At 35.1% G+C, this 25,701-nt stretch carries 21 protein-coding genes, 2 tRNA genes and 1 other annotated feature (1 of these 24 only partly in view); of the genes, 16 read left to right on the forward strand and 7 right to left on the reverse strand.

What is annotated here, in order from left to right:
• Positions 1-53, forward strand: a binding site (T-box leader) (it extends 154 nt beyond the left edge of the window).
• A 90-nt stretch (positions 54-143) separates the two neighbouring features.
• On the forward strand, positions 144-1,430 hold the full coding sequence (gene serS / locus DYE31_RS00050) for a serine--tRNA ligase (protein ID WP_015901703.1): 1,287 nt from the start codon (positions 144-146) through the stop codon (positions 1,428-1,430).
• Positions 1,431-1,705: 275 nt separating this feature from the next.
• Here serS and DYE31_RS00055 read toward each other — a convergent pair whose 3' ends face one another.
• Together DYE31_RS00055 and DYE31_RS00060 are read right to left on the reverse strand one after the other, a co-directional pair.
• Entirely contained in the window at positions 1,706-1,927 is a 222-nt protein-coding gene (locus DYE31_RS00055; protein ID WP_041613057.1) for a hypothetical protein, read from the reverse strand.
• A gap of 124 nt (positions 1,928-2,051) precedes the next feature.
• Positions 2,052-2,246 (reverse strand): hypothetical protein, encoded by a 195-nt coding sequence (locus tag DYE31_RS00060; RefSeq protein ID WP_053464891.1) that lies wholly within the window; start codon positions 2,244-2,246, stop codon positions 2,052-2,054.
• A gap of 222 nt (positions 2,247-2,468) precedes the next feature.
• On the opposite strand from DYE31_RS00060, the gene DYE31_RS00065 reads away from it, so the two are divergent.
• The 5 genes from DYE31_RS00065 (at position 2,469) to DYE31_RS00085 (ending at position 8,917) form a co-directional block, all read left to right on the forward strand.
• Positions 2,469-3,395, forward strand: coding sequence for a DUF2232 domain-containing protein (locus DYE31_RS00065; protein ID WP_174221500.1), 927 nt, complete (start codon positions 2,469-2,471; stop codon positions 3,393-3,395).
• A gap of 14 nt (positions 3,396-3,409) precedes the next feature.
• Positions 3,410-5,377 carry a DHH family phosphoesterase gene (locus DYE31_RS00070; RefSeq protein WP_015901700.1) on the forward strand — a complete coding sequence of 656 codons (1,968 nt, stop codon included), beginning with the start codon at positions 3,410-3,412 and terminating at the stop codon, positions 5,375-5,377.
• Entirely contained in the window at positions 5,374-5,820 is a 447-nt protein-coding gene (gene rplI, locus DYE31_RS00075; RefSeq protein WP_115314343.1) for a 50S ribosomal protein L9, read from the forward strand. The genes DYE31_RS00070 and rplI overlap by 4 nt, the downstream gene beginning before the upstream one ends.
• 34 nt (positions 5,821-5,854) lie before the next feature.
• Positions 5,855-7,252: a replicative DNA helicase gene (gene dnaB, locus DYE31_RS00080; RefSeq protein WP_015901698.1), complete on the forward strand. Its 1,398-nt coding sequence runs from the start codon at positions 5,855-5,857 to the stop codon at positions 7,250-7,252.
• Positions 7,253-7,630: 378 nt separating this feature from the next.
• The gene (locus tag DYE31_RS00085) at positions 7,631-8,917 is read left to right on the forward strand and encodes an adenylosuccinate synthase (protein WP_015901697.1); all 1,287 of its coding nucleotides are present in this window, start codon (positions 7,631-7,633) and stop codon (positions 8,915-8,917) included.
• 103 nt (positions 8,918-9,020) lie between these two features.
• On the opposite strand, the gene DYE31_RS00090 is transcribed toward DYE31_RS00085, so the two are convergent.
• A complete protein-coding gene (locus DYE31_RS00090) occupies positions 9,021-9,914 on the reverse strand; it encodes a YitT family protein (protein WP_015901696.1) in 894 nt (297 codons plus the stop codon).
• 106 nt (positions 9,915-10,020) lie between these two features.
• On the opposite strand from DYE31_RS00090, the gene DYE31_RS00095 reads away from it, so the two are divergent.
• The 10 genes from DYE31_RS00095 (at position 10,021) to DYE31_RS00140 (ending at position 20,558) form a co-directional block, all read left to right on the forward strand.
• Positions 10,021-10,095, forward strand: a tRNA-Glu gene (locus DYE31_RS00095).
• A 5-nt stretch (positions 10,096-10,100) separates the two neighbouring features.
• Positions 10,101-10,173 (forward strand) — tRNA-Asp (locus tag DYE31_RS00100).
• Positions 10,174-10,568: 395 nt separating this feature from the next.
• Entirely contained in the window at positions 10,569-11,270 is a 702-nt protein-coding gene (gene yycF, locus DYE31_RS00105; RefSeq protein ID WP_015901694.1) for a response regulator YycF, read from the forward strand.
• Between the two features lie 11 nt (positions 11,271-11,281).
• Positions 11,282-13,126, forward strand: coding sequence for a cell wall metabolism sensor histidine kinase WalK (gene walK / locus DYE31_RS00110; protein WP_015901693.1), 1,845 nt, complete (start codon positions 11,282-11,284; stop codon positions 13,124-13,126).
• Positions 13,116-14,450: a YycH family regulatory protein gene (locus DYE31_RS00115; protein WP_015901692.1), complete on the forward strand. Its 1,335-nt coding sequence runs from the start codon at positions 13,116-13,118 to the stop codon at positions 14,448-14,450. The genes walK and DYE31_RS00115 overlap by 11 nt, the downstream gene beginning before the upstream one ends.
• Positions 14,447-15,235 (forward strand): two-component system regulatory protein YycI, encoded by a 789-nt coding sequence (locus DYE31_RS00120; protein WP_015901691.1) that lies wholly within the window; start codon positions 14,447-14,449, stop codon positions 15,233-15,235. The genes DYE31_RS00115 and DYE31_RS00120 overlap by 4 nt, the downstream gene beginning before the upstream one ends.
• 317 nt (positions 15,236-15,552) lie before the next feature.
• Positions 15,553-16,353 carry an MBL fold metallo-hydrolase gene (locus tag DYE31_RS00125; protein ID WP_103163113.1) on the forward strand — a complete coding sequence of 267 codons (801 nt, stop codon included), beginning with the start codon at positions 15,553-15,555 and terminating at the stop codon, positions 16,351-16,353.
• 437 nt (positions 16,354-16,790) lie between these two features.
• Positions 16,791-17,270 carry a 23S rRNA (pseudouridine(1915)-N(3))-methyltransferase RlmH gene (gene rlmH, locus DYE31_RS00130; RefSeq protein WP_015901689.1) on the forward strand — a complete coding sequence of 160 codons (480 nt, stop codon included), beginning with the start codon at positions 16,791-16,793 and terminating at the stop codon, positions 17,268-17,270.
• A gap of 573 nt (positions 17,271-17,843) precedes the next feature.
• Positions 17,844-18,572, forward strand: coding sequence for an HNH endonuclease (locus DYE31_RS00135; protein WP_015901688.1), 729 nt, complete (start codon positions 17,844-17,846; stop codon positions 18,570-18,572).
• A 465-nt stretch (positions 18,573-19,037) separates the two neighbouring features.
• Positions 19,038-20,558 carry an MFS transporter gene (locus tag DYE31_RS00140; protein ID WP_015901687.1) on the forward strand — a complete coding sequence of 507 codons (1,521 nt, stop codon included), beginning with the start codon at positions 19,038-19,040 and terminating at the stop codon, positions 20,556-20,558.
• Positions 20,559-20,746: 188 nt separating this feature from the next.
• On the opposite strand, the gene DYE31_RS00145 is transcribed toward DYE31_RS00140, so the two are convergent.
• The 4 genes from DYE31_RS00145 to pbp4 form a co-directional block, all read right to left on the reverse strand.
• Positions 20,747-22,111, reverse strand: coding sequence for an MFS transporter (locus DYE31_RS00145; RefSeq protein WP_015901686.1), 1,365 nt, complete (start codon positions 22,109-22,111; stop codon positions 20,747-20,749).
• A gap of 10 nt (positions 22,112-22,121) precedes the next feature.
• Entirely contained in the window at positions 22,122-22,688 is a 567-nt protein-coding gene (locus tag DYE31_RS00150; protein ID WP_015901685.1) for a cysteine hydrolase family protein, read from the reverse strand.
• A gap of 193 nt (positions 22,689-22,881) precedes the next feature.
• The gene (locus DYE31_RS00155) at positions 22,882-24,300 is read right to left on the reverse strand and encodes a pyridoxal phosphate-dependent decarboxylase family protein (RefSeq protein WP_015901684.1); all 1,419 of its coding nucleotides are present in this window, start codon (positions 24,298-24,300) and stop codon (positions 22,882-22,884) included.
• 48 nt (positions 24,301-24,348) lie between these two features.
• Entirely contained in the window at positions 24,349-25,578 is a 1,230-nt protein-coding gene (pbp4, locus tag DYE31_RS00160; RefSeq protein ID WP_015901683.1) for a penicillin-binding protein PBP4, read from the reverse strand.
• Positions 25,579-25,701 lie beyond the last annotated feature (123 nt).

A 25,701-nucleotide genomic window follows, 5' to 3' on the forward strand; every position in this document is an offset into this window, starting at 1 on the left:
TTTATATTTGTACTGTTAAATAGGGTGGCAACACGTAGTACCACGTCCCTTGTAGGGGCGTGGTATTTTTTTATGTTTTTTGCCTCCTTATAGATTCAAATCAATTCACTTATTAGGTATATATTGGAAAGGATGACCGTATTATGTTAGATATCAAATTATTCAGAAACGAACCGGACTACTTAAAAGGAAAAGTTAAATTACGTGGTATGGATCCAAAAGTAGTAGACGAAGTTTTAGAACTAGACGGCAAACGTCGTGAGTTAATCGGTAAAGCAGAAGAAATGAAAGCGGAAAGAAACAGAGTCAGCAATGAAATTGCTGAGAAGAAACGCAACAAAGAAGATGCAGATGATGTAATTGCTGAAATGAGAAAATTAGGCGATGACATTAAAGAAGTGGATACTGAATTAAACGAAGTAGATGAAAAATTACAGTATAGATTATCTACAATCCCTAACGTTATGCATGATGATGTGCCTGAAGGTGACTCTGATGAAGAGAATATTGAAGTTAAAAAATGGGGTACACCTCGCCAATTCGATTTCGAAGCAAAAGCGCATTGGGATTTAATTGAAGAATTAGGAATGGCGAACTTTGACCGTGCTGCACGCGTTTCAGGTGCACGTTTCGTATTCTTAACTAATGAAGGTGCACAATTAGAACGTGCATTAATGAACTACATGCTTACTAAACATACAACACAACATGGTTATACAGAAATGATGGTACCTCAATTAGTAAATGCTAATTCTATGTATGGTACTGGTCAATTACCTAAGTTTGAAGAAGACTTGTTCAAAGTGGAAAAAGAAGGTTTATACATGATTCCTACAGCAGAGGTTCCACTTACTAACTACTACCGCGAAGAAGTTTTGTCTGCAGATCAATTGCCAGGCAAGTTCACTGCACAGTCAGCTTGCTTCAGAAGTGAAGCGGGTTCTGCCGGACGTGATACACGTGGTTTAATCCGTTTACACCAATTCGATAAAGTTGAGTTGGTACGTTTTGAAAAACCTGAAGATTCTTGGGATGCGTTAGAACAATTAACAAGCAACGCAGAAGCAATCTTAGAAGAACTTGAATTACCATATCGTCGTGTCATTCTTTGTACTGGCGACCTTGGATTCAGTTCAAGTAAAACTTATGACTTAGAAGTTTGGCTTCCAAGTTATGATGAATACAAAGAAATCAGCTCATGTTCTAACATGACAGATTTCCAAGCACGCCGTGCAAATATCCGATTCAAACGTGATAAAGATGCTAAACCAGAATTAGTTCATACATTGAACGGAAGCGGCTTAGCAGTCGGACGTACATTCGCGGCGATTGTTGAGAACTACCAAAATGCTGATGGTTCTATTACAATTCCTGAAGCATTAGTACCTTTCATGGGCGGAAAAACTAAAATCGGCCCAGCAACAAAATAAATGGGATCATCGAGTAGTTGGAAAACGAATTAAGATGATCCAACCTCGTTCCAATATATATTTACCTACCACTTTGAGTGCTGTACTTACCAATACAGCACTCATCTTTTTTATTTCCCAAAATATTATTTCCCGAGAATGCACAAAAAACCGATTACCTTATCCAGATAATCGGTATATCAGTATATGCTTAAAATAGCATGAAATCAACGTTCTTTAGTGTTCTGGAAGTCTAAGTTCAGACAAACGGAAGTCTGACCTTCTGTTATGTATACTCAACGCAATGTCGTTGAATCAAACGCATTCGAGAATAAGAATGCAACAAAACTAATTACGCTTAGAGTGAAGAAACCATAACCTAAAGGGATAAGGAAATCTCCAGCATTAAAGAAAATGAGTCCTGTAATTGTCATTCTAATTAATGCGTGTAAAACAAAACATAAAACACTGGCAAAAAATAATGCTAAACTACTTCCACCAAAAAGGACTTTCTGCATTTCGACTGGTGCTCCTTTTTAAATTTAAAACTTTTCTTAATTTTTAACATCTCAATTATAACGTGGTTTCTAACAGATTACGATAGATGTTTTAGGATTTTAACAAATAATTAATAAAACATAATTATTTAATAAAGTGTTGTATTAAGCTGCCGATTAATAAAATAATCATAGCGACAAGCACCATAATATTAGCGACAAGTGTCTGATATTGATTACGTAAATGTTTAGGTTTAGTAAGTTCTTTTAACAATATAGCCCATGCGATGAATAACAATAAAAATACAATCACGTATAAAATAATAGGTCCGATTGACATATGAAATCCCCCCTCACCTTTACATATTTCGAATAGCTTCTTTAATAAAATTGTACCTCAATTATTCTTCTGAAAACATGGGTAGAAGAATTATGCTTGATGATGTTAGTTGTAGGGTATCAATAGGTTAATCAACACTTGCAGCTACTTGTTTCTCTTAAGGTAAATCAAGTAGGTGATTCTTGCCAACTATGTTAAAATAATTCTTATAGTTACTAAAGTATAGGAGTGGCGAATTTGTTTGCAAAAATAGACTTCAAGGCGACGTTTCTAGCAACATTAACACTCATTGTTGTTGCTGCAGTCACCTATTTCCTGCCGCTTGCTGGACTGTTACTGTTCTTTGTTGCGACAGTACCTGGAATTATTCTTTGGCATAAGTCCCGCATGTCATTCGGCATAGGCGCGCTCATTACAGTTGTTTTAGTAGTATTTTTTGGAAGTGAGGGGCTTCTGAGCTACATCATTTTTGTCTTATTATTAAGTTTAATTGTAGGTCAGTTATTAAAAGAACGTACTTCTAAAGAACGCATACTTTATATTGCAACTACATATATGAGTATTTTAACGTTAGGCGCGTTTATGATGCTGCAAGTATTCAAGCGTATTCCGAATACCCAAGTACTCGTTAAACCGTCTAAAGAACAATTGTACGATATGATGGCAATGAGCGGATTGGATTCAGCTTCACGCGGTGTTTTAGAAGAGGGCTTCCGCCAAATGGCTGTTCAATTACCAAGTTATATCATCATCGTAATTTTCTTCTTGATTTTGATTAATTTGATTGTAACATTTCCGATTTTATGTAAATTCAAGATAGCAACACCTGTGTTCAGACCATTGTTTGTATGGCAATTCAATCGTGTATTAGCATATATTTACTTTGTCGTTCTATTATGTGTGATGTTCGCATCACAACCTGGAACTTTCCAAAGTATTGTATTGAATATGCAAGTGATTCTCTCATTTGTAATGTTTATTCAAGGTTTAAGCGTGATTGCGTTCTTTGCGAAAGTAAAACGTCTGCCGTCAGGTATTGGTATTTTATTAATGGTATTAGGCTTATTATTGACACCTGTTTTACCTGTAGTAGGACTGTTAGGTGTCGTTGATTTATGTTTCAACTTAAAACGATTTATCAAAAAATGATTTGAGGTGACAGAATGAATCGTCAATCCACTAAGAAAGCACTGATGATTCCCTTTTTATTAATGGTGTTAACTGCGATTGCAATTGTTGTAGTATGGTTTGTTTTTAACCAGCTTATTGCAGGTATCGCATCAGCAGTTTTACTCGTAATGATTTTTATCAGTGCATTTGCACTGCGCAATGGATTCTTACGTTTGGATAATTATGTAGATGATTTAAGCGGACAGATATCAGCAGGCAACAGCATCGCGATTAAAAGCTTGCCGATCGGTGTTATTATCCTAGATGAAAATGAGGATGTAGAATGGATGAACCATTTCATGTCTGATCGATTAGACCGTAATGTTATCTCAGATCCGATAAATGAAGTGTATCCCAACATTCTGAAACAATTAGAAAAAACACAAGAAATTGAAATTACAGATGGCAGTTATCATTATCGCGTACGTTATTCAGAAGAAGAACGTGTACTTTATTTCTTCGATATTACTGAAGAAGTGCACACGACTGAATTATATGAGGATTCTAAACCGATAATTGCGACACTGTTCTTAGATAACTACGATGAAATTACACAAAACATGAATGATACACAACGTTCTGAAATCAACTCTATGGTAACGCGTGTAATTAGCCGCTGGGCCTCTGAGTATGATATCTTCTTTAAACGTTATAGTTCAGATCAATTCGTAGCTTACTTGAATCAACGTATTTTATCTCAACTAGAAGATTCAAATTTTGATATCTTAAAACATTTACGTGAAAAAAGTGTTGGGTATCGTGCTCAATTAACACTGAGTATCGGTGTAGGTGAAGGATCAGAAAACTTGATTGATTTAGGTGAATTATCACAATCTGGTCTTGATCTTGCGTTAGGACGCGGAGGCGACCAAGTTGCAATCAAGCATATCAATGGTAACGTTCGCTTCTATGGCGGTAAGACTGACCCGATGGAAAAAAGAACGCGTGTACGTGCCCGTGTTATCTCTCACGCTTTAAAAGATATCTTGATGGAAGGCGACAAAGTAATCATCATGGGTCACAAACGTCCTGACTTGGATGCAATCGGTGCAGCAATCGGGGTTTCACGTTTTGCGATGATGAATAACTTAGATGCTTATATTGTCTTAAATGATGAAGATATCGATCCGACATTACGTCGTGTAATGGATGAAATCGATAAGAAACCTGAATTGAAAGATCGTTTCTTAACATCGGATGAAGCATGGGATATGATGACATCCAAAACAACATTAGTGATTGTAGATACACATAAACCAGAGATGGTATTAGATGAAAATATATTAAATAAAGCTAACCGCAAAGTGGTAATTGACCACCATCGTCGTGGTGAAAGCTTTATCTCTCACCCGCTCTTGGTATACATGGAACCTTATGCCAGCTCAACAGCAGAATTGGTAACAGAGTTGCTTGAATATCAACCGACAGAGCAACGTTTAACAAGACTTGAATCAACAATTATGTATGCGGGTATTATTGTAGATACAAGAAACTTTACATTACGTACTGGTTCAAGAACATTCGATGCGGCAAGTTACTTGCGTGCACACGGTGCAGATACGATTCTGACACAACATTTCTTGAAGGATGATATCGATACGTATATCAATCGTTCAGAATTAATCCGTACAGTGAAATTACAAGATCATGGGATTGCCATTGCACATGGTTCAAATGATAAAATCTACCATCCTGTAACAGTTGCACAAGCGGCAGATGAATTGTTAAGTTTAGATGGTGTAGAAGCTTCTTATGTTGTAGCACGAAGAGAAGATGACTTAGTTGGTATTTCAGCCCGCTCACTCGGTTCCATTAACGTTCAATTGACAATGGAAGCACTAGGCGGCGGCGGTCATTTAACAAATGCTGCAACTCAAATTAAAGGTGTATCAGTAGAAGAAGCAGTTAAACAATTACAACAAGCGATAGATGAACAAATGAGTAGGAGTGAAGAAGCATGAAAGTAATTTTTACACAAGATGTTAAAGGTAAAGGCAAAAAAGGCGAAGTTAAAGACGTACCAGTAGGTTATGCAAATAACTTCTTATTCAAGAAAAATGTTGCAGTTGAAGCAACACCAGGTAATTTAAAACAATTACAACAACAAAACAAACATGCTGAACAAGAAAGAGAACAAGAAATTGAAGACGCAAAAGCATTGAAGAAAAAATTAGAAGATATCGAAGTTGAAGTAACAGCTAAATCAGGCGAAGGCGGCAAACTTTTCGGTTCTGTCAGCACTAAACAAATCGCACAAGCATTACAAAAACAACACGATATCAAAATTGATAAACGCAAAATGGACTTGCCGAACGGTATTCATGCGTTAGGTTATACAAATGTACCGGTTAAATTAGATAAAGAAGTTGATGGTACAATTCGTGTCCATACTGTAGAACAATAAGTTTGAAATGGAATAAATCAGAGGTGTAATCATAATGGATGGAATGTACGAACAAAATCAAATGCCGCATAACAATGAGGCTGAACAATCTGTCTTAGGTGCCATTATTATTGATCCGCAGCTCATCGGGGAAACTCAGGGAGTCTTACTTCCTGAGTCCTTTTATAGAGGCGCACACCAACACATTTTCCGTGCGATGATGCACCTCTCTGAGGAAAATAGTGATATTGATGTCGTTACCTTGATGGATCAGCTGACATCAGAAGGAACATTAAGTGAAGCGGGCGGACCGCAGTACTTGGCTGAATTAGCCAACAAAGTACCGACGACCCGCAATATTGAATATTATCGAGAAATCGTCTTTAAGCTTGCGGCAAAACGTAATTTGATTCGTGTTGCTGATCAAATCGCAAAAGACGGTTATGATACAGAGCTTGAATTAGATGATATTTTAAGTGATGCAGAAAGAAAAATTTTAGAGTTATCTTCCCAAAGAGAATCTGAAGGATTCAAAGATATCAGAGATGTCTTAGGCCAGGTTTATGAGAATGCTGAAGAACTTGATCAAAATAGTGGTCAAACACCGGGTATTCCAACTGGATATCGAGATTTAGACCAAATGACAGCGGGTTTCAACCGAAATGATTTAATCATTTTAGCAGCCCGTCCGTCAGTAGGTAAGACTGCCTTCGCTTTAAATATCGCACAAAAAGTTGCGACTAACGAAGGCAACTATACTGTTGGTATCTTCTCTTTAGAGATGGGTGCTGACCAACTTGCCACACGTATGATTTGTAGTTCAGGCAACGTAGACTCTAACCGTTTACGTACAGGTACAATGACTGAAGAAGACTGGAATCGTTTTACGGTTGCTGTCGGTAAGTTATCAAGAACAAAAATCTTTATTGATGATACACCAGGTATCCGTATTACAGATTTACGTTCGAAATGCCGTCGTTTAAAACAAGAACACGGTTTAGATATGATTGTAATCGACTACTTGCAGTTGATTATGGGAAGCGGTTCTCGTATGTCAGACAACCGTCAACAAGAAGTATCTGAGATATCTAGAACACTCAAAGCCATCGCACGTGAACTAGAATGTCCTGTTATCGCATTAAGTCAGTTATCTCGTGGCGTTGAACAAAGACAAGATAAACGTCCGATGATGAGTGATATCCGTGAATCTGGATCAATTGAGCAAGATGCTGATATTGTAGCTTTCTTATATCGTGATGACTATTATAATCGTGAAGGTGACGAAGATGATGATGACGCCGGTATGGAACCTGTCACAAATGACGATAATGGTGAAATCGAAGTCATTATAGCTAAGCAGCGTAACGGCCCGACAGGAACTGTGAAACTGCACTTCATGAAACAATATAATAAATTTACAGATATCGATTATGCACATGCAGATATGATGTAGAGATGAAAATATCTACTCAAAGTGCCAATAATTAATTGAGGTTGAAATTAAAGTTTCAGCCTCTTTTTTATATTTAAAGAGAAATTTTCAAGACAATAAAAAAATATTTTTACGTACAATTATGGTAGTTAAGTGTTTATTGTACGGTTTTTAGTCTATTTATAAGATGAAAATTGTCAATAAGTATGTGTGGTATTTTTTGGGGGAATAGATTTGAAACACCAATGATAAAAGGATTATAGGCTTTTGGAAGTATTTTCGTGATATCAAAATTTGTCTTAAAACTGTAAAAAATAATGTTCGCTTTCTATTTGCATTACACGCTTACAATTGATAGAATACTTAATGGTTAATTGAGAATAACTTGGAGGTGCTCTTATGTCATCAATCGTAGTTGTTGGGACACAATGGGGAGACGAAGGTAAAGGTAAAATTACAGACTTTTTAGCAGAACAAGCAGACGTGATTACACGTTTTTCAGGCGGTAATAACGCTGGCCATACTATCAAATTCGGCGGCGAAACTTACAAATTGCACTTAGTACCATCAGGCATTTTTTATCAAGATAAACTTTCAGTGATTGGTAACGGTGTAGTTGTAGATCCTGTTGCTTTATTGAAAGAGTTGGATGCTTTAAATGAACGCGGTATTCCAACAAATAATTTGCGCATTTCAAACCGTGCTCAAGTTATTTTGCCTTACCACTTATTACAAGATGAGTATGAAGAACGTCTTCGCGGCGACAACAAAATCGGTACAACTAAGAAAGGTATCGGCCCAGCATACGTTGATAAAGCACAAAGAATCGGAATCCGTATGGCGGATTTATTAGACAAAGAAACTTTTGAAAAATTATTAAAATCAAACCTTGAATATAAATCAGCATACTTTAAAGGTATGTTTAATGAAGAAGCACCTGCTTTTGAAGATATTTTTGAAGAATATTACGCAGCAGGTCAACGTTTGAAAGACTATGTGACAGACACACCTAAAATTTTAGATGATGCTTTAGCAGCTGACGAACGTGTACTATTTGAAGGTGCACAAGGTGTAATGCTTGATATCGACCACGGTACATATCCATTCGTAACATCAAGCAACCCGATTGCTGGTAATGTAACTGTCGGCGGCGGTGTAGGTCCGACTGCAGTTTCTAAAGTTATCGGTGTATGTAAAGCATATACTTCACGTGTAGGTGACGGTCCATTCCCTACTGAATTATTTGATGAAGATGGCCATCATATCCGTGAAGTTGGTCGTGAATATGGTACAACTACTGGACGTCCACGTCGTGTCGGCTGGTTCGACTCAGTTGTATTACGTCATGCACGTCGTGTGAGCGGTATTACAGATTTATCAATCAACTCTATCGATGTTTTAACTGGTTTAGATACAGTAAAAATCTGTGTCGCTTATGAGTTGGATGGAGAAGAAATCACTGAATATCCAGCGAACTTAAACGACTTGAAACGTTGCAAACCAATTTATGAAGAATTACCTGGATGGACTGAAGATATTACAAGTGTTCAATCTTTAGAAGCACTGCCAGAAAATGCACGCCATTACTTAGAACGTATTTCTGAGCTTTCTGGTGTAGGTATTTCAATCTTCTCAGTAGGTCCAGACCGTACACAAACAAATATGTTAAAACCTTTATGGTCTTAATCTCAGATACATTAAATAGAGGTGCTTATCGCTGTGATAAGCACCTCTATTGTTATATATAAGTATTATTGTATTGAAAGAAGTCATTTTAGAATAAATGGTTTTAGTGAATATCTTTCTTACGATGATGACCGCCGCGTACTTCAGATACGTTACCAAAGGATAAGAAGGCATTCGGATCAATCTTCATTACTACCTCTTTTAATTTGGCTTCTTCGACACGTGTAATGACACAGAACACGACTTTACGCGGTTCACCTGTATAAGCGCCTTCAGCATTTAAATACGTCACACCACGCCCTAAACGGTCGTTGATAGCTTCTCCGATTTCTTTATAATCATCACTGATAATCCAAACCGCTTTCGACTCATCGAGACCTACGAGTATCAAATCAATCATCTTGAAGGCGATAAAATAAGCTACAAAACTATACATCGCACTTTCCCATGTGAAGATAAAGCCTGCAACCGCAAAGATGAAGAAGTTGAAGATCATCACAATTTCACCTACGGAAAAAGGAACTTTATTGTTCAAGAGGATAGACATGATTTCAGTACCATCCATCGTGCCTCCTGCACGTATTACGAGACCTACACCGATACCGACAATCGCACCGCCGAAGATAGTAATGAGAAGCGGTTCCTTAACAACTGCAGGAACAGGATGCAAAAGAGTTGTACCGACTGATAAAACTGTAATGGCATATAAAGTAGAAATCGCGAATGTTTTACCTATTTGTTTATATCCTAAAAAGAAGAACGGTAAATTAAGTAAGAAAATAAATACGCCGAGAGACCATCCCGTTAAGTGGGATAAAATAATCGAGACACCGACAATACCGCCATCAAGCAATTTATTCGGTACTAAAAAGAGTTCTAGACCCGCTGCAGTAAGCATTGCGCCTATTGTTAAAAATAAAATACGTATAACAATTTGTGTGAGTGATAATTTTTTCTCTTTCTTGTTATGACCCCCAGAAATAGTAGTATGTGCCATGAAATTCCTCCTAAATTGGGTTATTTAAAAATTATACAAAAAATTTTTAAAAATAGCTTGTGTTTTTTTAAACAGGTTGATATAATCAATCTTGTGCTTAAGAAATGGCTCCTTGGTCAAGCGGTTAAGACACCGCCCTTTCACGGCGGTAACACGGGTTCGAGTCCCGTAGGAGTCACCATTTCAGGTCTCGTAGTGTAGCGGTTAACACGCCTGCCTGTCACGCAGGAGATCGCGGGTTCGATTCCCGTCGAGACCGTATAATGCTCATCCAATAGGGTGGGCATTTTTTATTTGTCCTTTTTTAAATACTTAATATAAGTATAACAAACTTACATTTAAATAAATGCTTGAAAAGACCTTATAAACAACTTGCAATGAGAAATAGCGATGAAATGCTATAATAGACCCGTATGCATGAGTCTTACTTTAAAGCAATGACATAATCCATTTGTAAGTTACAACCACGTTTTAACCCTTCGATTTCACTACATCCTCTATAGAATTCTTGTTCAGTTGTCAACAATCCATTTAAATTTGTTCGGAAAATAGAATTGGTACGTTAAAAATGGTAAATTATAGAGTAGATACTTATGTCAAAATTATAATAGATTCATGTACGATTATTTAAGATTAGAAATGAGGTTTAGGATTATGGCGAGAAAAGTAGTTGTAGTAGACGATGAAAAACCTATTGCTGATATTCTAGAATTTAATTTGAAAAAAGAAGGTTACGAGGTCTTTTGTGCTTACGATGGTAATGATGCAATCGACTTAATTTACGAAGAAGAACCAGATATCGTACTTTTAGATATTATGCTTCCAGGACGTGACGGCATGGAAGTTTGTCGTGAAGTCCGTAAGAAATATGAAATGCCAATCATTATGTTAACAGCAAAAGACTCTGAAATTGATAAAGTCTTAGGACTTGAATTAGGTGCAGATGACTATGTCACAAAACCATTCAGTACACGTGAATTGATTGCACGTGTAAAAGCTAACTTGCGTCGTCGTTACACACAACCGGCACAAGAAGCAGATAATGCACCGAATGAAATTACAATTAAAGATATCGTAATTTACCCAGACGCTTATTCTATTAAGAAACGCGGTAAAGATATCGAACTAACACACCGTGAATTTGAATTATTCCATTATTTAGCAAATCATATGGGACAAGTAATGACACGTGAACACTTATTACAAACTGTTTGGGGTTATGATTACTTCGGCGACGTACGTACAGTCGATGTAACAATCAGACGTTTAAGAGAGAAAATTGAAGATGATCCGTCACACCCAGAATACATTGTGACGCGTCGCGGCGTTGGATACTTCCTTCAACAGCACGACTGAGGCCATGATTTATGAAATGGCTCAGACAATTTCAATCCCTTCATACTAAGCTCGTAATTGTTTATGTCTTGTTGATTATTATCGGTATGCAGATTATCGGTTTATATTTTACCAATAACTTAGAACGAGAATTGACACAGACATTTAAAAATAATATTTCGCAATATGCGAAACAAATCGAGATTAATATCGAGAAGGTAAAAGAAGAAGATAATTCAGACAATGGACAAAAAGAGATACAAAATTTATTAAACGAGTATGCCAACCGTCAAGAGATAGAACAAATTAACTATATCGATCGCAATCAAATTATCATTGCGACTTCCAAACAGTCCAGTCAAAGTATTGTAAACCAAAAAGCGAATGACACTTCTGTACAAAAAGCATTATCACTCGGTCAGCCTAATGACCATACAATGCTGAAAGACTACGGAAAAGGTAAACAGCGTGTTTGGGTATACAATCTGCCTGTAAAATCATCTAAAGGCGTTATTGGCGACATTTATATCGAATCAGATATTGATAATGTCTATGACCAATTAAACAACTTTAACCAAATCTTTATCGTCGGCACAGCAATTTCTTTATTTATCACAGGATTATTAGGTTTCTTCATTGCCCGTACCATTACCAAACCGATTACAGACATGAGAAACCAAACTGTGGAAATGTCTAAAGGGAATTATACGCAGCGCGTGAAGATTTATGGTAACGATGAAATTGGCGAACTGGCTTTAGCGTTTAATAACTTATCTAAGCGTGTACAAGAAGCACAAGCCAATACAGAGAGTGAGAAGCGACGACTTGATTCCGTTATCACCCACATGAGCGATGGTGTCATAGCGACCGATCGCCGCGGCCGTATCCGTATCGTGAATGATATGGCACTGAAAATGCTGGGTATGGCTAAAGAAGATGTCATGGGCTACAACATGCTTAGTGTTTTAGATCTTGAAGATGAGTTTGCTTTAGATGAAATGCAAGAAAACAATAATAGTTTCTTACTCGATATTAATGAAGAAGAAGGTATTATTGCGCGTGTCAGCTTCAGTACGATTGTACAAGATACTGGCTTTGTGACAGGTTACATTGCAGTGCTGCATGATGTAACGGAACAACAACAAAACGAACGCGATCGTCGTGAATTCGTAGCAAACGTATCACACGAATTACGTACACCATTAACATCGATGAACAGTTATCTTGAAGCGTTAGAAGAAGGTGCTTGGAAAGATGAAGAAATCGCACCGCAATTCTTATCTGTTACAAGAGAAGAAACGGTTCGTATGATTCGTCTTGTTAACGACTTGCTGCAATTATCTAAAATGGATAATGCAAATGAAGAAAATGCTTCAAATCAAGTTACAAAAGAAATCGTGGACTTCAATATGTTCATCAATAAAATTATCAACCGTCATGAAATGGCAGCGAAAGATGTTACATTCGTCCGTGACATTCCAGAAGAAACCATCTTTACAGAAATTGATCCAGATAAGATGACACAAGTATTCGATAACGTTATTACCAATGCAACGAAATATTCACGCGGCGATAAACGCGTAGAGTTTCATGTGAAACCTAATCCGTTATATAACCGCATGACGATTCGTATTAAAGATAACGGTATCGGTATTCCGATTACTAAAGTCGATAAGATATTTGATCGTTTCTTCCGTGTAGATAAAGCACGTGCACGTAAGATGGGCGGAACAGGCCTTGGTTTGGCGATTTCAAAAGAAATTGTCGAAGCACATAATGGCCGTATTTGGGCAAATAGTGTCGAAGGCCAAGGTACTTCAATCTTCATCACTTTACCGTGTGAAGTCATAGAAGATGGTGATTGGGATGAGGCATAAGGAAGCAGCAAAGTCCGTTATCTTGACACTATTGGTTTTAATGAGTATTGTCTTAACCTATTTAATGTGGAACTTTTCACCAGATTTATCGAATATAGAAAGCCAAGACAATAAAAAAGCAAATGATAAAACCATCGGCAAGCCGAATTCGGAAAAAATGGATAATGCCATTTCTCCGTATCAGATTGTTTATAATCATGGCGATAAAACAGATGGTGCATTAGAAACACGTAAATTGAATCATGATGTTGCGAAAGTTTTGAAGAACCAAAGAGTAACAGATTCATCTGAAATTTATCATGACCACAATTTATTTATTCCTGAACTCAGTGATAACTTTGTCGCATTGGATTTTACGTATGACATGCCACTGACAACCTATTTAGGACAAGTCATGAACATGGATGCTAAGATTCCGAGTAAATTTAAATTCAGCCGACTCGTAATTGATGCAGATCAAGAAAAGACAGCTGTAATATATGCTATCGGTAATGATCGTCATCATGTGATGCGTTTGAATACGTCTATTCCAAGCAGCAAAGTGAAAAAAACTGTGAAATCGATTCAACCAGAGCTCACACCATTCTCTGAAATTATTACAGGTAAAGATACCATAGATTCGGCATCTCATATTTTTGCGCCAGAGAAACCGAAACATTTGAAAACATATCGTACGATTTTTAATCATATCAGTGTAGAAACAATGAATTCGATTCTGTTTAATGATTCGGTTGTTGTGCGCAGTTCTAAGAGCGGTAATACGACGTACAATAACAATACAGGTGTCGCAACGTATAATACAAAACGCGAGTTTTATCGCTATACGAACTTATCTGAAGATGAATCTAAATCGAGAGATATGATTGAAACGATTCCAAGTACATTTGACTTTATTAATAGTCATGGCGGTTTTACAGATGATTTCCGACTGTTCGAAACAGACCCGAAATCTGGAGAGCTGACTTATCAAATGTTCTTGAATGGTATGCCGGTCTTTAATAAAGATGAACTGAGTACGATTCAAGTGGCTTGGGGCGAAAAAGGTATTTTCAGTTACGCACGTTCTTTATTGAAAACGAATATTACGATTGATAGCGGTGAAGAGAAGAAAAACTTGCCGGGTGCTGAAGCGATACGTTCTGAATTAGCTAACAATCCTAATCTGGACTTTAAAAAAGTAACGAACATGACAGTTGGTTATAAAATGCAGGAAAAAGATGATGACGACATCGAAGTACAGCGTACAAGTGAATATGTTCCTGAATGGTACATCCAATATAACGGCAAATGGTATGTCTACGAGAATGGAGGCTTGCAAGAATGAACTGGAAATATGCTAAGACACTCTTTATCTTCGTTTTCATTATCATTAATATAAGCTTAGCCATTATGTATGTGAATAAGATCAATAAATCGCATATTAATGACGTAGAAGATACCAATGAAGTCGATTTTAAACAAGAAGAAATTACGATTCCTAAAGAATTGCCGGATGTACGCGGGATTAAAACACAATTGATTACAGGACGTTCTAAGGACTTCAAAGATTATGCAAAATCGAAATCAGACGTTAAATCAGAAGATGATGGTAATCTTGCTGTAGGTACCATTAATCCGCCAATCAGTGCGTCTTCAGATCAAGTGACATCGCTAAAAGGCTATATGAAAAATAACGTCTATAAAGGTGAATATTATCAACTCTATAACACGAGTGATCATGAAGCGGTATTCGAACAGACTTATCATGGTTTGCCTATCATGAATAATGAAAAAGCGAGATTAAAGTTTAAGATTAATAATAACGAAGAGACTAGTAGTTATCGCCAAAGAGCGATTGCAGAAATCGGTCCTTCTAAGGGTGAAAATAACCAAGAGAAACAAGTAGTGAGTGCACGTAAAGCAATAGAAGCTTTATATTACAACCGTTATTTGAAACGTAATGATGCAGTTACAAGTGTACGCTTAGGTTATTATTCAGTCGTCAAAGAAACCAATGTACAAGTTTTCCAAGCTAACTGGGAAATTAAGGTTAATCATGCAGATCAAAAAGGTGATAAAACCTATTATGTAGAAGCAACTTCAAAAAATCCTAAAATTATTGTGAGATAACAGGAGTTGATTCTATTTCTAAGCGCATCCTTTCAAGGGTGCGCTTTTTGTGTAGCTTGATTTAAAGATTTTCTTTAACTACAAGGTGGGAAGTAAGGACGAAAAGGTGTATAATTGTAGGGTGAAATTTCGTATTTAAGTCATACGGCAGTGTACGGTCACTCAAGCGGCAATATGACCGATAGATAAGTTGATAGAATAAGCCGTATTTTTAACAAAATGCTGTATCTTTGCGATAATAGTACTAATGACCTCATTTATTAATGAACGATATATAAAATCGAAATATAGAAATGCTAATTTGAAAACTAGAAAGGGTGAATCGCTTGATACGTATGAGCGTACTTGCGAGTGGCAGTACAGGCAATGCCACTTATGTTGAAAGTGATAAAGGAAGCCTGCTCGTTGATGTCGGTTTAACTGGCAAGAAGATGGAAGAGCTCTTTGGCAAGATTGATAGAAATATTGAAGATTTAAATGGTATTCTTGTGACGCATGAACATGTGGATCACATTAAAGGACTTGGCGTATTAGCCCGTAAATATAAGTTGCCTATTTATGCGAATGAAAAGACATGGAAAGCGATTGAAAAGAAAGATAGTAAGATTCCGATGGATCAAAAGTTTATCTTTAATCCTTATGAAACACATTCACTTGGTGGATTTGATATTGAATCGTTTAATGTCTCACATGATGCGATTGATCCGCAATTCTATATCTTCCATAATGATTATAAGAAATTTACGATGATTACAGATACAGGTTATGTATCAGATCGTATGAAAGGTATGATTCGCGGCAGTGATGCATTTATGTTCGAAAGTAATCATGATGTGGATATGTTGCGTATGTGCCGTTATCCATGGAAAACAAAACAACGTATCTTAGGCGATATGGGACATGTGTCAAATGAAGATGCGGCGATGGCGATGTGTGATGTCATTACGGGCAGTACGAAACGTATTTATCTTTCTCACTTGTCTCGTGACAACAATATGAAAGACTTGGCACGTATGAGTGTGGGACAGGTCTTGAATCAACATGATATTGATACGGATAAAGAAGTGTTGTTGTGTGATACGGATAAGGCTGAACCAACACCGATTTATACGATTTAGATGATATAAGTTTATGAAGTGACTTCTGGATATGACATCCGGGAGTCTTTTTTTGTGGGAAAATTGAGGGAGTGGGTGAAAGATGAGCGATGGGACGTGTTATAATTTGGGGGAGCGGGGAAGCGGATAAGGAGGGGAGTTATGCACAATTTTGTGTAAAGAAAGCGCCTAACTGTGAATAACTATGTAAGACTCACCTTAAAGTTATGCACAAAAAGAGGATAAGTTACTCACATTTGTGCACAATCCACAAAGAAATACCCACATTATCAACAGAGTTATCCACATATCTACAGGTTAATCACACAATTGAGGATAAAATTCAGGAAAAGTACACTGAATTTATATACATAACTGATTTATTAAGACAGAAGTGTGTGAATAAGTGAATAACTTGTGGATAACTAGAATAACTTCTGAATATTTGGAGGATTCAAATGAAAATTACAATTTTAGCTGTTGGTAAGTTAAAAGAAAAATACTGGAAACAAGCGATAGCAGAATATCAAAAACGTTTAGGTGCATATACTAAGATTGAAATTATTGAGGTACCTGATGAAAAAGCACCAGAAAATATGAGTGATAAAGAAGTAGAGCAAGTTAAAGAAAAAGAAGGACAACGCCTGTTAGCAAAAATTAAACCTCAATCCACAGTTATTACATTAGAGATACAAGGCAATATGTTAACTTCTGAAGGATTGGCAAAAAACTTGCAGCAACGTATGGTGCAGGGACAAAGTGATTTTACTTTCGTTATTGGAGGATCAAATGGCTTACATCAAGATGTCTTAGACAGAAGCAACTATGCTCTCTCATTCAGCAAGATGACTTTTCCACATCAAATGATGCGTGTGATATTGCTGGAACAGGTATATAGAGCATTTAAGATAATGCGTGGAGAAGCATATCACAAATGACGACACTATTTTATAATAATCAGCCATTAAGAGAAATTAATTGTTCTTATTGATTGATTAGTTATTAATATTAAAACTTTTTAAGTCTCTTACTAATGCAATTTCACTGAGTTGTTTAGTTGTTCCACAGTTATTCATTGTATAGAGACTAGAATTATGATTTTAATATTTATATCGTCAATTGTATCTTCAAATATAAATTTCGCTGTTCTTCTTTAATGTTTCTCCATTTAGATTTAATGAAAATTTGAATGAAATAATCCACAATTTATAAATATAAAATGAAATTTGGCTAGAAAGTTGCTGAATTTACTTCTTCATAGAAAATGATAGATCGATGTAGTTTCAGGTTATTATTTTTGACAGATTTACGATGCATATTTTCATCCATGCGAAATAAATATCATTATACATTTCTTTTAATTCATTTAATCGCTCTGCAACGCGATTAATCTGTCGTTTTTCTGTATTAATGATAATTGTAAAATCATATCTGTAAATATGAATAAATTAAGTAATATAATAATTCTATAATTCAGATAAAATTAAAGGAAGTTTATGAGGTGAATGTAAATGACTAAATATTGGTTAATTTCTGCAAATCATAATAAATATAATCATGAAGCAGCATTTCAAAAATGGGGATTTATTGATTGGAAGCAAGGTAACTATTCATATAAAGTGAATGATATCGTTTATATATATGCTACTTCTCCTTTTCAAAATATTAGATATAAGACGCAAGTTGTAGAAGTGGATAAAACATTGAATAATATAGTAGATGACTCTCAATTTTGGAAAGATAGAGATAAATATGAAGAATCATTAGAAGGACGATTTATTAGATTAAAATTATTAGAAAAATTTGAAACTGAAAAAATGCATTTGAAAAATTTACTGAAAAATGGTTTAAATGGTGCTCCTCAAGGTCCGCAACGGTTATCAGAAAAACTTAAATCTTATCTTCTAGAATCAGAAATCCATTATGTACTTTATCCGGAAATTATAAAAGATGAAGAATTGTATGAAGGAATAAAAAAACAAGTAATTGTAAACAAATATGAAAGAAACCCTAAAGCACGTCAAATCTGCGTGAATTATTATGGATATAATTGTAAGGTATGTGATTTGAATTTTGAAAAAGAGTATGGCGAAATTGGAAAGAATTTCATTCATGTACACCATATTGTTCCTCTATCAAAAATAGACGAACAATATAAAATAGATCCAATTAAAGATTTAAGACCAGTTTGTCCAAATTGTCATGCGATGATACACAGAGGATTAGAAGTGGATTTTTAAAGTAAGCATTTTTAATTAAGCATATTTCAATTTCATAAACGTTAATACACTGGTCAAGACAATTAATCGTTTCTCTGATATTATCGTGTGTTGTTAATGTCTTCATCGTACATAAACGGATAACAAGTTAATTATTTAATACTGTTGTATATGTAATCGCGTAATCAAAATCTGTAATTTTTTGAACAATCTCCATACTACTGAACTACTGAGATGATTAAGTGTAAAAATTTCGATAAATTTAAAAGTACTCATTTAAGAGAGAGTACTGAGTTAGAAAGATTCACCTTTTTTAGAAAAATAATTGATAGAGATAAACTTATAATAAGTGATACGCTATTTCGCTTTAACTATCTCAAAAGAGTAAGATTCCATTTTTATTATTTACCAATGCCAAAAATAGGAGTAGAATATTTAAGTTATACAATTTATTTGAGTATTTAAAATTAGTGGGGAGTCTTTATTATGGATTTTTGGTTAACAAAAAAAGGGCGTGTACTAGAAATTATGGTACTTGCCTTCATTACTGTGTTTGGCATTGGTTCCCAATATTTTTCAAATTTAGCATATAGTTTAAATCAAGGTATACTTCAAACTTCATTTGGTATCGGCTCTCAATATCTTATTATTCCATCAGTTATAGGCAATTTTGCATTTGCTCTCGGTGTTCCTCTTGGCCATACACTTACTCACAAATTCGGCTTTAAACGTAATTATTTATTTTTCGTTTTTTTATTTTTGATTGGATCTATTATAGGTTTGTTTTCTTTCGATTTAGTTGTTTTATCCATCGCTAAAGCTATACAAGGTTTTAGTACTGGAGTGTTATTCTTTACACTATTACCTAAATTATTCATCAATTTTCCAAGAAGATATCGCAATGTTTTCTTGTTTATGGTCATTGTCGGTTTATTTGGGGCTAACGCTTTAGGTGGTTTATCCGGCAGCTTGTCACTAGAATTAGATAAATGGCAATGGGTGTTTATTATTAACATTATTTCAGCAGTGTTATGTTTAATCATCGGTTATTTTTTATTAACAAAAGAAGAACACCACCAAACTTCTGACATTCATATTAGTAAAATAATGATTACGACACTTATCTTAGGTACCTTAGTATTACTTCTTCCTATGTCAGTCTTAACACAAAAAGGTTGGAGTTCACTATGGGTGTGGCCGTTATTGCTTTTATCATTACTATTGATTGTCAACTTTGTTCTTTCTAATAAAGCAGCTGAACATCCAGTAGTACACTTTAAATCATTATTGACCAAGAAACCCCTTGTCGGTGCAGTAATGGCAATTTCTTCGCACCTCACTTTATTAGCAGGAATTGCTGGTATTAATGTTTATATTTTACGTATTTTGAAACTACCTTTTTCAATCTCACTAAGATTTTATAGCTGTTTTTTCATTGGAGTTATTATTACAGGACTTTTGAAAATGTTCTTCTATAGCGCAGTTGGTGCTGGATTCTTAGGTGTTCTAGGATCAACAGCATTGTTATATGTGAGTGTGCATTGGATTATCTTAGAAAATACAGTCAATATTCCGCTTCTTTATTTCCAAGGTTTCTTGTTAGGTTTTGGCGCAAGTATGACTTTAGTAAGCGGAGCTATGGCAACGCTATTAGATGGTGATTTATTAAAAGCCTCTCAGCGCTCGCAAACAATGCATACATTGCGTAATTATAGTGCAGCTATGTTAGTTCCTATCATTGCATATATGATGAAAAATAATATCCAAAAAGGAACGCAATCCTTGTATGGTGATGAGATTACTAATCCTTTAATCTATATGAAGAAAATGCAAGATATAGCCATCAATGCGGATCATAAAGTATTTTTCTTAATGATTATTTTTAATATTACGATGCTCGTTTCTTCTATTATCCAAATGATTTTAGGAAAAGGCAGACGAATTACGCCAGCAAAATCTCCTAAGGATGTTAAGTTGCACTTAGGAAATCAATCAGCACAGCAGTAATGATATTTTATTTATAATTTCAAACTTACTGTATTTCTTATAAGTGAAAAAATAAAAATATAGTGAACCCCCAAAAAGCCCATCTTTTTTGGAATTCACTATACTATGAAACAATTAATAACTATTGAAACTCATCAATTTATTAAAGTTAATAAGTTGATGAGTTTTTTATTTACGAAGCCTTCATCTTATCTAGCTTCTAACTTATTACGACTCATAAAAGTTAAAATTAAAACAATTATTGCAATCACCATTGATGTAAAACCTAAATGATGGATAGCAATCGTTAAATTATCTCCTTTGAATAAAGTACCAATGAGTGTAGAAGATACAATTGCACCGATATAACCAGCAGTACGTTGCAAACCTGCTGAAGTACCAATAATAGATTTTGGCGCTTGATAATATAAAGCGTTTTGATTGGCTAAATTCAAGAGTCCTTGCGGAAGGCCGAATATAGCTGATAAACAAATTAAAACACTTATCGGTGTAGAGCTTGAAAGTAATTGAAAGCCTATCATGGTTACCAAAGCACCAAAGGTACCTATATATAATTTAAGTTTGATGGATAACCGTGTTCCTGTAATTTCTGAGACGACAATCCCGACTAGGAATTGCGGCAGCATCAATAATCCTGCATGAGATGGAGAAAGTCCTTTCACTTCCTCTAACCATTGCACATATCCATAAAGTACACCATAAGATATAAGCATTGAGAGAAATGTTCGAATGTAAGTGTTGTTAAGTGCAGTATTATGCATCAATACTCTTAAATCTATAAATGGTTTTGTGGATTTAAATTCAAAGATGATGAAAGAGATTAGAGCTATGAATCCAATGATTAATAAATAAGAAATACTAGCATGAGGTTCCATGAAAAAGATCATGAAAGAGGATAAAATCAATGTAAATAATAGAATACCTATAAAATCGACTTGAGCTTTCACTGCTTGTAATTTATTTTCATTTTCTATTTTTGGAAAATATAAATAGCCAAAGACAAAGGCCAATATGGATAATGGGAAGTTAACAATGAAAATGGCTTTCCAATCTCCCACACCAATAAGTAACCCACCTAGAGTAGGTCCTACTACTGATATCGTCTGGTTACTTATAGCTAACAAAGTTAAGATAGCACTTGGATTTTCTTTACCTGTTCGTTTACCTTCATAACTGATTAAGTACATCGCAGAAGGATAACCTGCACAAGTTCCAATTCCGATTAAAAAGCGTGCTAATACTAAACCATAAAAAGAAGGCGTGAAAATAGCAAGTAAGCTAGCGAGTCCAACTAAACTTGTAGCAAATAAAAACAAGCTTCGAGGACCAAAAATATCAACGAGCTTTCCAACTACAGGCTGTCCTACACTAGTTGCAAGATACAAAGAAGAAACAAGCCATGCAGTTTGATAAAAAGGTACTCCAAAAGCATGTGCAATCGGGACTAAAGCAACTGCAAGCATCGATGAATTAATAGGATTCAAGATAGAACCTAAAATCATGGGTGTATAAAGTTTTTTATTAAATCCATCACTGCTTGAAACATTAGTCATAATTATTCTCCTAGTTATTTATTTTTTCAGTCCATGCTTTGGTAGTTAAAACATCCCCATATTTTGGGAAAATATTATTTATTAAAAAGTCATGTACTTTTATATCTCTATCAGCTGAAGCATCTTCTAAAAATGTTAATTTAAAATCTTTGTCAAAAGCCTCTACAGCTGTTGATAATACAACACCACTTGTTGCGACTCCGGATAATATTAAGTGATCTACTTCTAGACCACTGAGCAAGACATCTAAGTTGCTTCCAGTAAATGCGCTGAATCTTTGTTTAGTGATAATAAGATCATCCGGTTTAATATTTAATGTGCTAATAATTTGAGTAGAATCGTCTTCTGTTGTCATCGTTTGACCACTATTTTTGATTTTAGTAAACACTTTATTATTTGGAGAAACTTCACTGAAGTTTTTAGAAAAAGCAACCCTTACAAAAATAACGGGGATACCTGCTTTTCTAGCAGTCTCAATTGCTTCATTTGAAGAAGCTACGATTTCATCTAAACCAGGGAATGTTTTCGCTATCCCATTTTGCATATCCATTATTAATAATGCTGAATTTTGCTTCATATTAGTACCTTCTTCCAATTGATTTGTTTGATTTATAAAAATAAGTAAATTAGAGAGTGTGAGAAATATATTAATCATAATAGACTTGTTTTATAACTTTATCAAAGATTCAATTTGATAGTGATGAGGATATAAATAAACACTCCCTTATAGCATTCATTTCGAATATCTATTATAAGGGAGTGCGATTTAGTTAAGCATCTTTCATTTCATAACCATTAATATACTGATAAAGTCGATTAATTGTCTCTCTGATATCATCATGTGTAGTTAATGGGTTCGTCGTACATAAACGAATGACACGTTGATTATTTAATACTGTCGTATAGGCAATCGCATAGCCGGAATCAGCAATTTTTTGAGCAGCCATACTATTAAGGTGATTGTTTTGTGCTTCAGTTAAATCGCTATTATCATATCTGAAGTTAACGATTGAAAGATTCGAATGGGAAATGATACGCCAGTTATCAAGACTTTTTACATATTCTTCGGCATATTCAGCTAAGCGTTCCCCATACTTAATACGTTCGATAATTTCATCTTCACCAATCACTTGAAGTGTAATCCATAATTTTAATGCACGTGCTGGACGAGTGAGTTCAATACCTAACATTTCAGGATCAATTACATCATCATCAGAGGAGATGTCATCTAAGTATTCAGCATCTTCCCCGAAACTTTGAAGTAGATGATTTTTTTCTTTTACGATTACCATCGCGCAACTATAAGTTTGGAAAAGTAATTTATGAGCATCCCAACTTGCGCTATCTGAACGATTAATGTCTTTGAATAAGTGTTGCGCATCATCTGATAAGATATGTGAAAGTCCATAAGCACCATCTACATGCAACCAGAGATTGTATGCATCACAAATATCTCCAATTGCTGTAAAGTCATCTACTGAACCTGTATTTGTAGTACCTGCAGTCGCAATAACAATAGCAGGTTTATAACCTTCTTCAATATCCTTTTCAATTGCTGTTTTTAAACTGTCTGTATTCATTGTGAAATCGTCATTATAATCTATTCTGCGGATATTCTTTTTAAGAAAGCCTGCAACATGTAATGCTTTTCCAACAGAATGATGGGTTTGAGAAGTTAAATATACTGTTGCTTTCTTAATATCTTCCATTTCTACTTGCGAATCTCTAGCTGCTACAACCGCAGTTAAATTTGCCATAGAACCGCCAGATACAAATACACCGCCAGCAGGTTTAATTTTATATCCGATTTTGCCTGCTAGATAATTAATTAAATTACGTTCTATATTGATAGGTAAAGTAGCATTGGCAAAATTTGAGGCATGGATATTATTAGCAGTAGTTAAAATATCACCTAGCCATGATAAACGGGATGCAGGTCCTGGTATAAATGAGAATGAACGAGGATGATTCGGACGGTATAAATAATTCAATACTTCATTATTTAAATCTTTAAGCACCTCATAGATGTCTCGACCTTTATTTGGGACTTCCATTTTTTCATATTTCTCTCTTAATTCGAGAGGTGCCTGTTGTGTTGCAGGTAAGTCACCAACATCTCTAGTCAAATATTTATTGACTTCATCTTTGATAATCGTTTCTAAGTCGATATTGTTTTCGTTAAATTCCATTTCAATACCCTCTCCTTCAATCATAAATATTAATAAAAGACAGACGTATTAATTACGACGTTTTACTACAATATAAATGATAGCAGAGACTAACAAAACACCGCCAATCATTGTGGCGGCACCTACTAATAATTTCCCCCAATGCGCAACATGTTCAACTTTAACACTTGGCGCATGAGAGCCTTTTAAGAATTGACGTGGATAATCAATTTGCAGTTTATCATTTTTAATTTTTAATTTGTATTTATTTTTATCCTTTGGAACAACATCATATAAATCTTGTTTTACGTCATACGTTTTTCCATCTAATTCATGTTCACCTTTGCTGATAACTTTACGGTATTCATAATGTTTGTATGCATCTTCAGTTAAAGCATTTGCTATCTTTTGACGTGCATGTTTTGATGTTTCACTTGGATAAGGTTGTACGTTCATTACAGTTGTATCGATGCGCAAATTATTACGCTTTGTTGTTAGAACTAAGTTATAACCATTGTCGCTAGTACCAGTTTTTAAACCTTGAGCACCATTTAACGCATCTTGTGAACCTGGAAGAGATAAGTTAGTGTTCGTTAATTTCTTTCCATATTGTTGATCAGTTTTCAAACTAGAATATTGAAGTACTTTTGGATAATTCTTGATGATGGCTTTTGAAAGTATTGTCATATCCTGTGCAGTGCTGTGAGAAAATGTTTCGCTTTTATAAGCTTTAGGTGCAAATTGTTGAATTAAAAGGTTATTAGCACCGCTCGGATTTGTAAAATGAGAATGTTTCATACCTAATTCTTTCGCTTTTGCATTCATATTATCCGTAAATTTAGAGGTATCACCTGATAATTTATCAGCCAAGACGAGTGTCGCAGCGTTACTCGATTCCAGCATTGCTTGTTTAAGAAGTTGGTCAATTGTATATGTTTGTTTATTTTTTAATGGAAATGTAGTGAGATTGGGTAATTGAGCTAGTTTTTCATAGCTTGGCGTAATTTTAACGCTGTCAGAAGGTTTAATTTTACCTTGTTCAATTGCTTCAAGTACTAAGTAAACCGTCATTAACTTTGTTGTAGAGGCAGGATCAATACTTTGATTCCCATGATAATCATAAAGTATCTGACCTTGTTGTGTAATCACATAGGCACTTTTAGGATTGTATTGAGTATTTAAGGGTTGATGATGTTGTTTTGCAATTTCTGTAGGGGTCTGTTGTGCATATGTATTTGGCGTGATAAATAGTGTCCATAATAATAAAAAAGAAAAAACAATGCTTAGAACTTTGTTCAATGTAGACAATCTCCTCTTTGTGCAATTATATAACGTAATATTACAATAATAGAAAAATGTATTCAAGTTTAATTTTAGAAATATAAATTATTAAGATAAGAAATAAAAGTTCTCTTATATGTA

The sequence above is a fragment of the Staphylococcus carnosus genome, assembly GCF_900458435.1.
GTDB lineage: Bacteria > Bacillota > Bacilli > Staphylococcales > Staphylococcaceae > Staphylococcus > Staphylococcus carnosus.

What these genes read in the sequence shown, in the direction of transcription:
- serS (WP_015901703.1), top strand. Translation starts at nt 144, where the DNA reads ATGTTAGATATCAAATTATTCAGAAACGAACCGGACTACTTAAAAGGA.
- DYE31_RS00055 (WP_041613057.1), bottom strand. Translation starts at nt 1,927, where the DNA reads ATGCAGAAAGTCCTTTTTGGTGGAAGTAGTTTAGCATTATTTTTTGCC.
- DYE31_RS00060 (WP_053464891.1), bottom strand. Translation starts at nt 2,246, where the DNA reads ATGTCAATCGGACCTATTATTTTATACGTGATTGTATTTTTATTGTTA.
- DYE31_RS00070 (WP_015901700.1), top strand. Translation starts at nt 3,410, where the DNA reads ATGAATCGTCAATCCACTAAGAAAGCACTGATGATTCCCTTTTTATTA.
- rplI (WP_115314343.1), top strand. Translation starts at nt 5,374, where the DNA reads ATGAAAGTAATTTTTACACAAGATGTTAAAGGTAAAGGCAAAAAAGGC.
- dnaB (WP_015901698.1), top strand. Translation starts at nt 5,855, where the DNA reads ATGGATGGAATGTACGAACAAAATCAAATGCCGCATAACAATGAGGCT.
- DYE31_RS00085 (WP_015901697.1), top strand. Translation starts at nt 7,631, where the DNA reads ATGTCATCAATCGTAGTTGTTGGGACACAATGGGGAGACGAAGGTAAA.
- DYE31_RS00090 (WP_015901696.1), bottom strand. Translation starts at nt 9,914, where the DNA reads ATGGCACATACTACTATTTCTGGGGGTCATAACAAGAAAGAGAAAAAA.
- yycF (WP_015901694.1), top strand. Translation starts at nt 10,569, where the DNA reads ATGGCGAGAAAAGTAGTTGTAGTAGACGATGAAAAACCTATTGCTGAT.
- walK (WP_015901693.1), top strand. Translation starts at nt 11,282, where the DNA reads ATGAAATGGCTCAGACAATTTCAATCCCTTCATACTAAGCTCGTAATT.
- DYE31_RS00115 (WP_015901692.1), top strand. Translation starts at nt 13,116, where the DNA reads ATGAGGCATAAGGAAGCAGCAAAGTCCGTTATCTTGACACTATTGGTT.
- DYE31_RS00120 (WP_015901691.1), top strand. Translation starts at nt 14,447, where the DNA reads ATGAACTGGAAATATGCTAAGACACTCTTTATCTTCGTTTTCATTATC.
- rlmH (WP_015901689.1), top strand. Translation starts at nt 16,791, where the DNA reads ATGAAAATTACAATTTTAGCTGTTGGTAAGTTAAAAGAAAAATACTGG.
- DYE31_RS00135 (WP_015901688.1), top strand. Translation starts at nt 17,844, where the DNA reads ATGACTAAATATTGGTTAATTTCTGCAAATCATAATAAATATAATCAT.
- DYE31_RS00140 (WP_015901687.1), top strand. Translation starts at nt 19,038, where the DNA reads ATGGATTTTTGGTTAACAAAAAAAGGGCGTGTACTAGAAATTATGGTA.
- DYE31_RS00145 (WP_015901686.1), bottom strand. Translation starts at nt 22,111, where the DNA reads ATGACTAATGTTTCAAGCAGTGATGGATTTAATAAAAAACTTTATACA.
- DYE31_RS00150 (WP_015901685.1), bottom strand. Translation starts at nt 22,688, where the DNA reads ATGAAGCAAAATTCAGCATTATTAATAATGGATATGCAAAATGGGATA.
- DYE31_RS00155 (WP_015901684.1), bottom strand. Translation starts at nt 24,300, where the DNA reads ATGGAATTTAACGAAAACAATATCGACTTAGAAACGATTATCAAAGAT.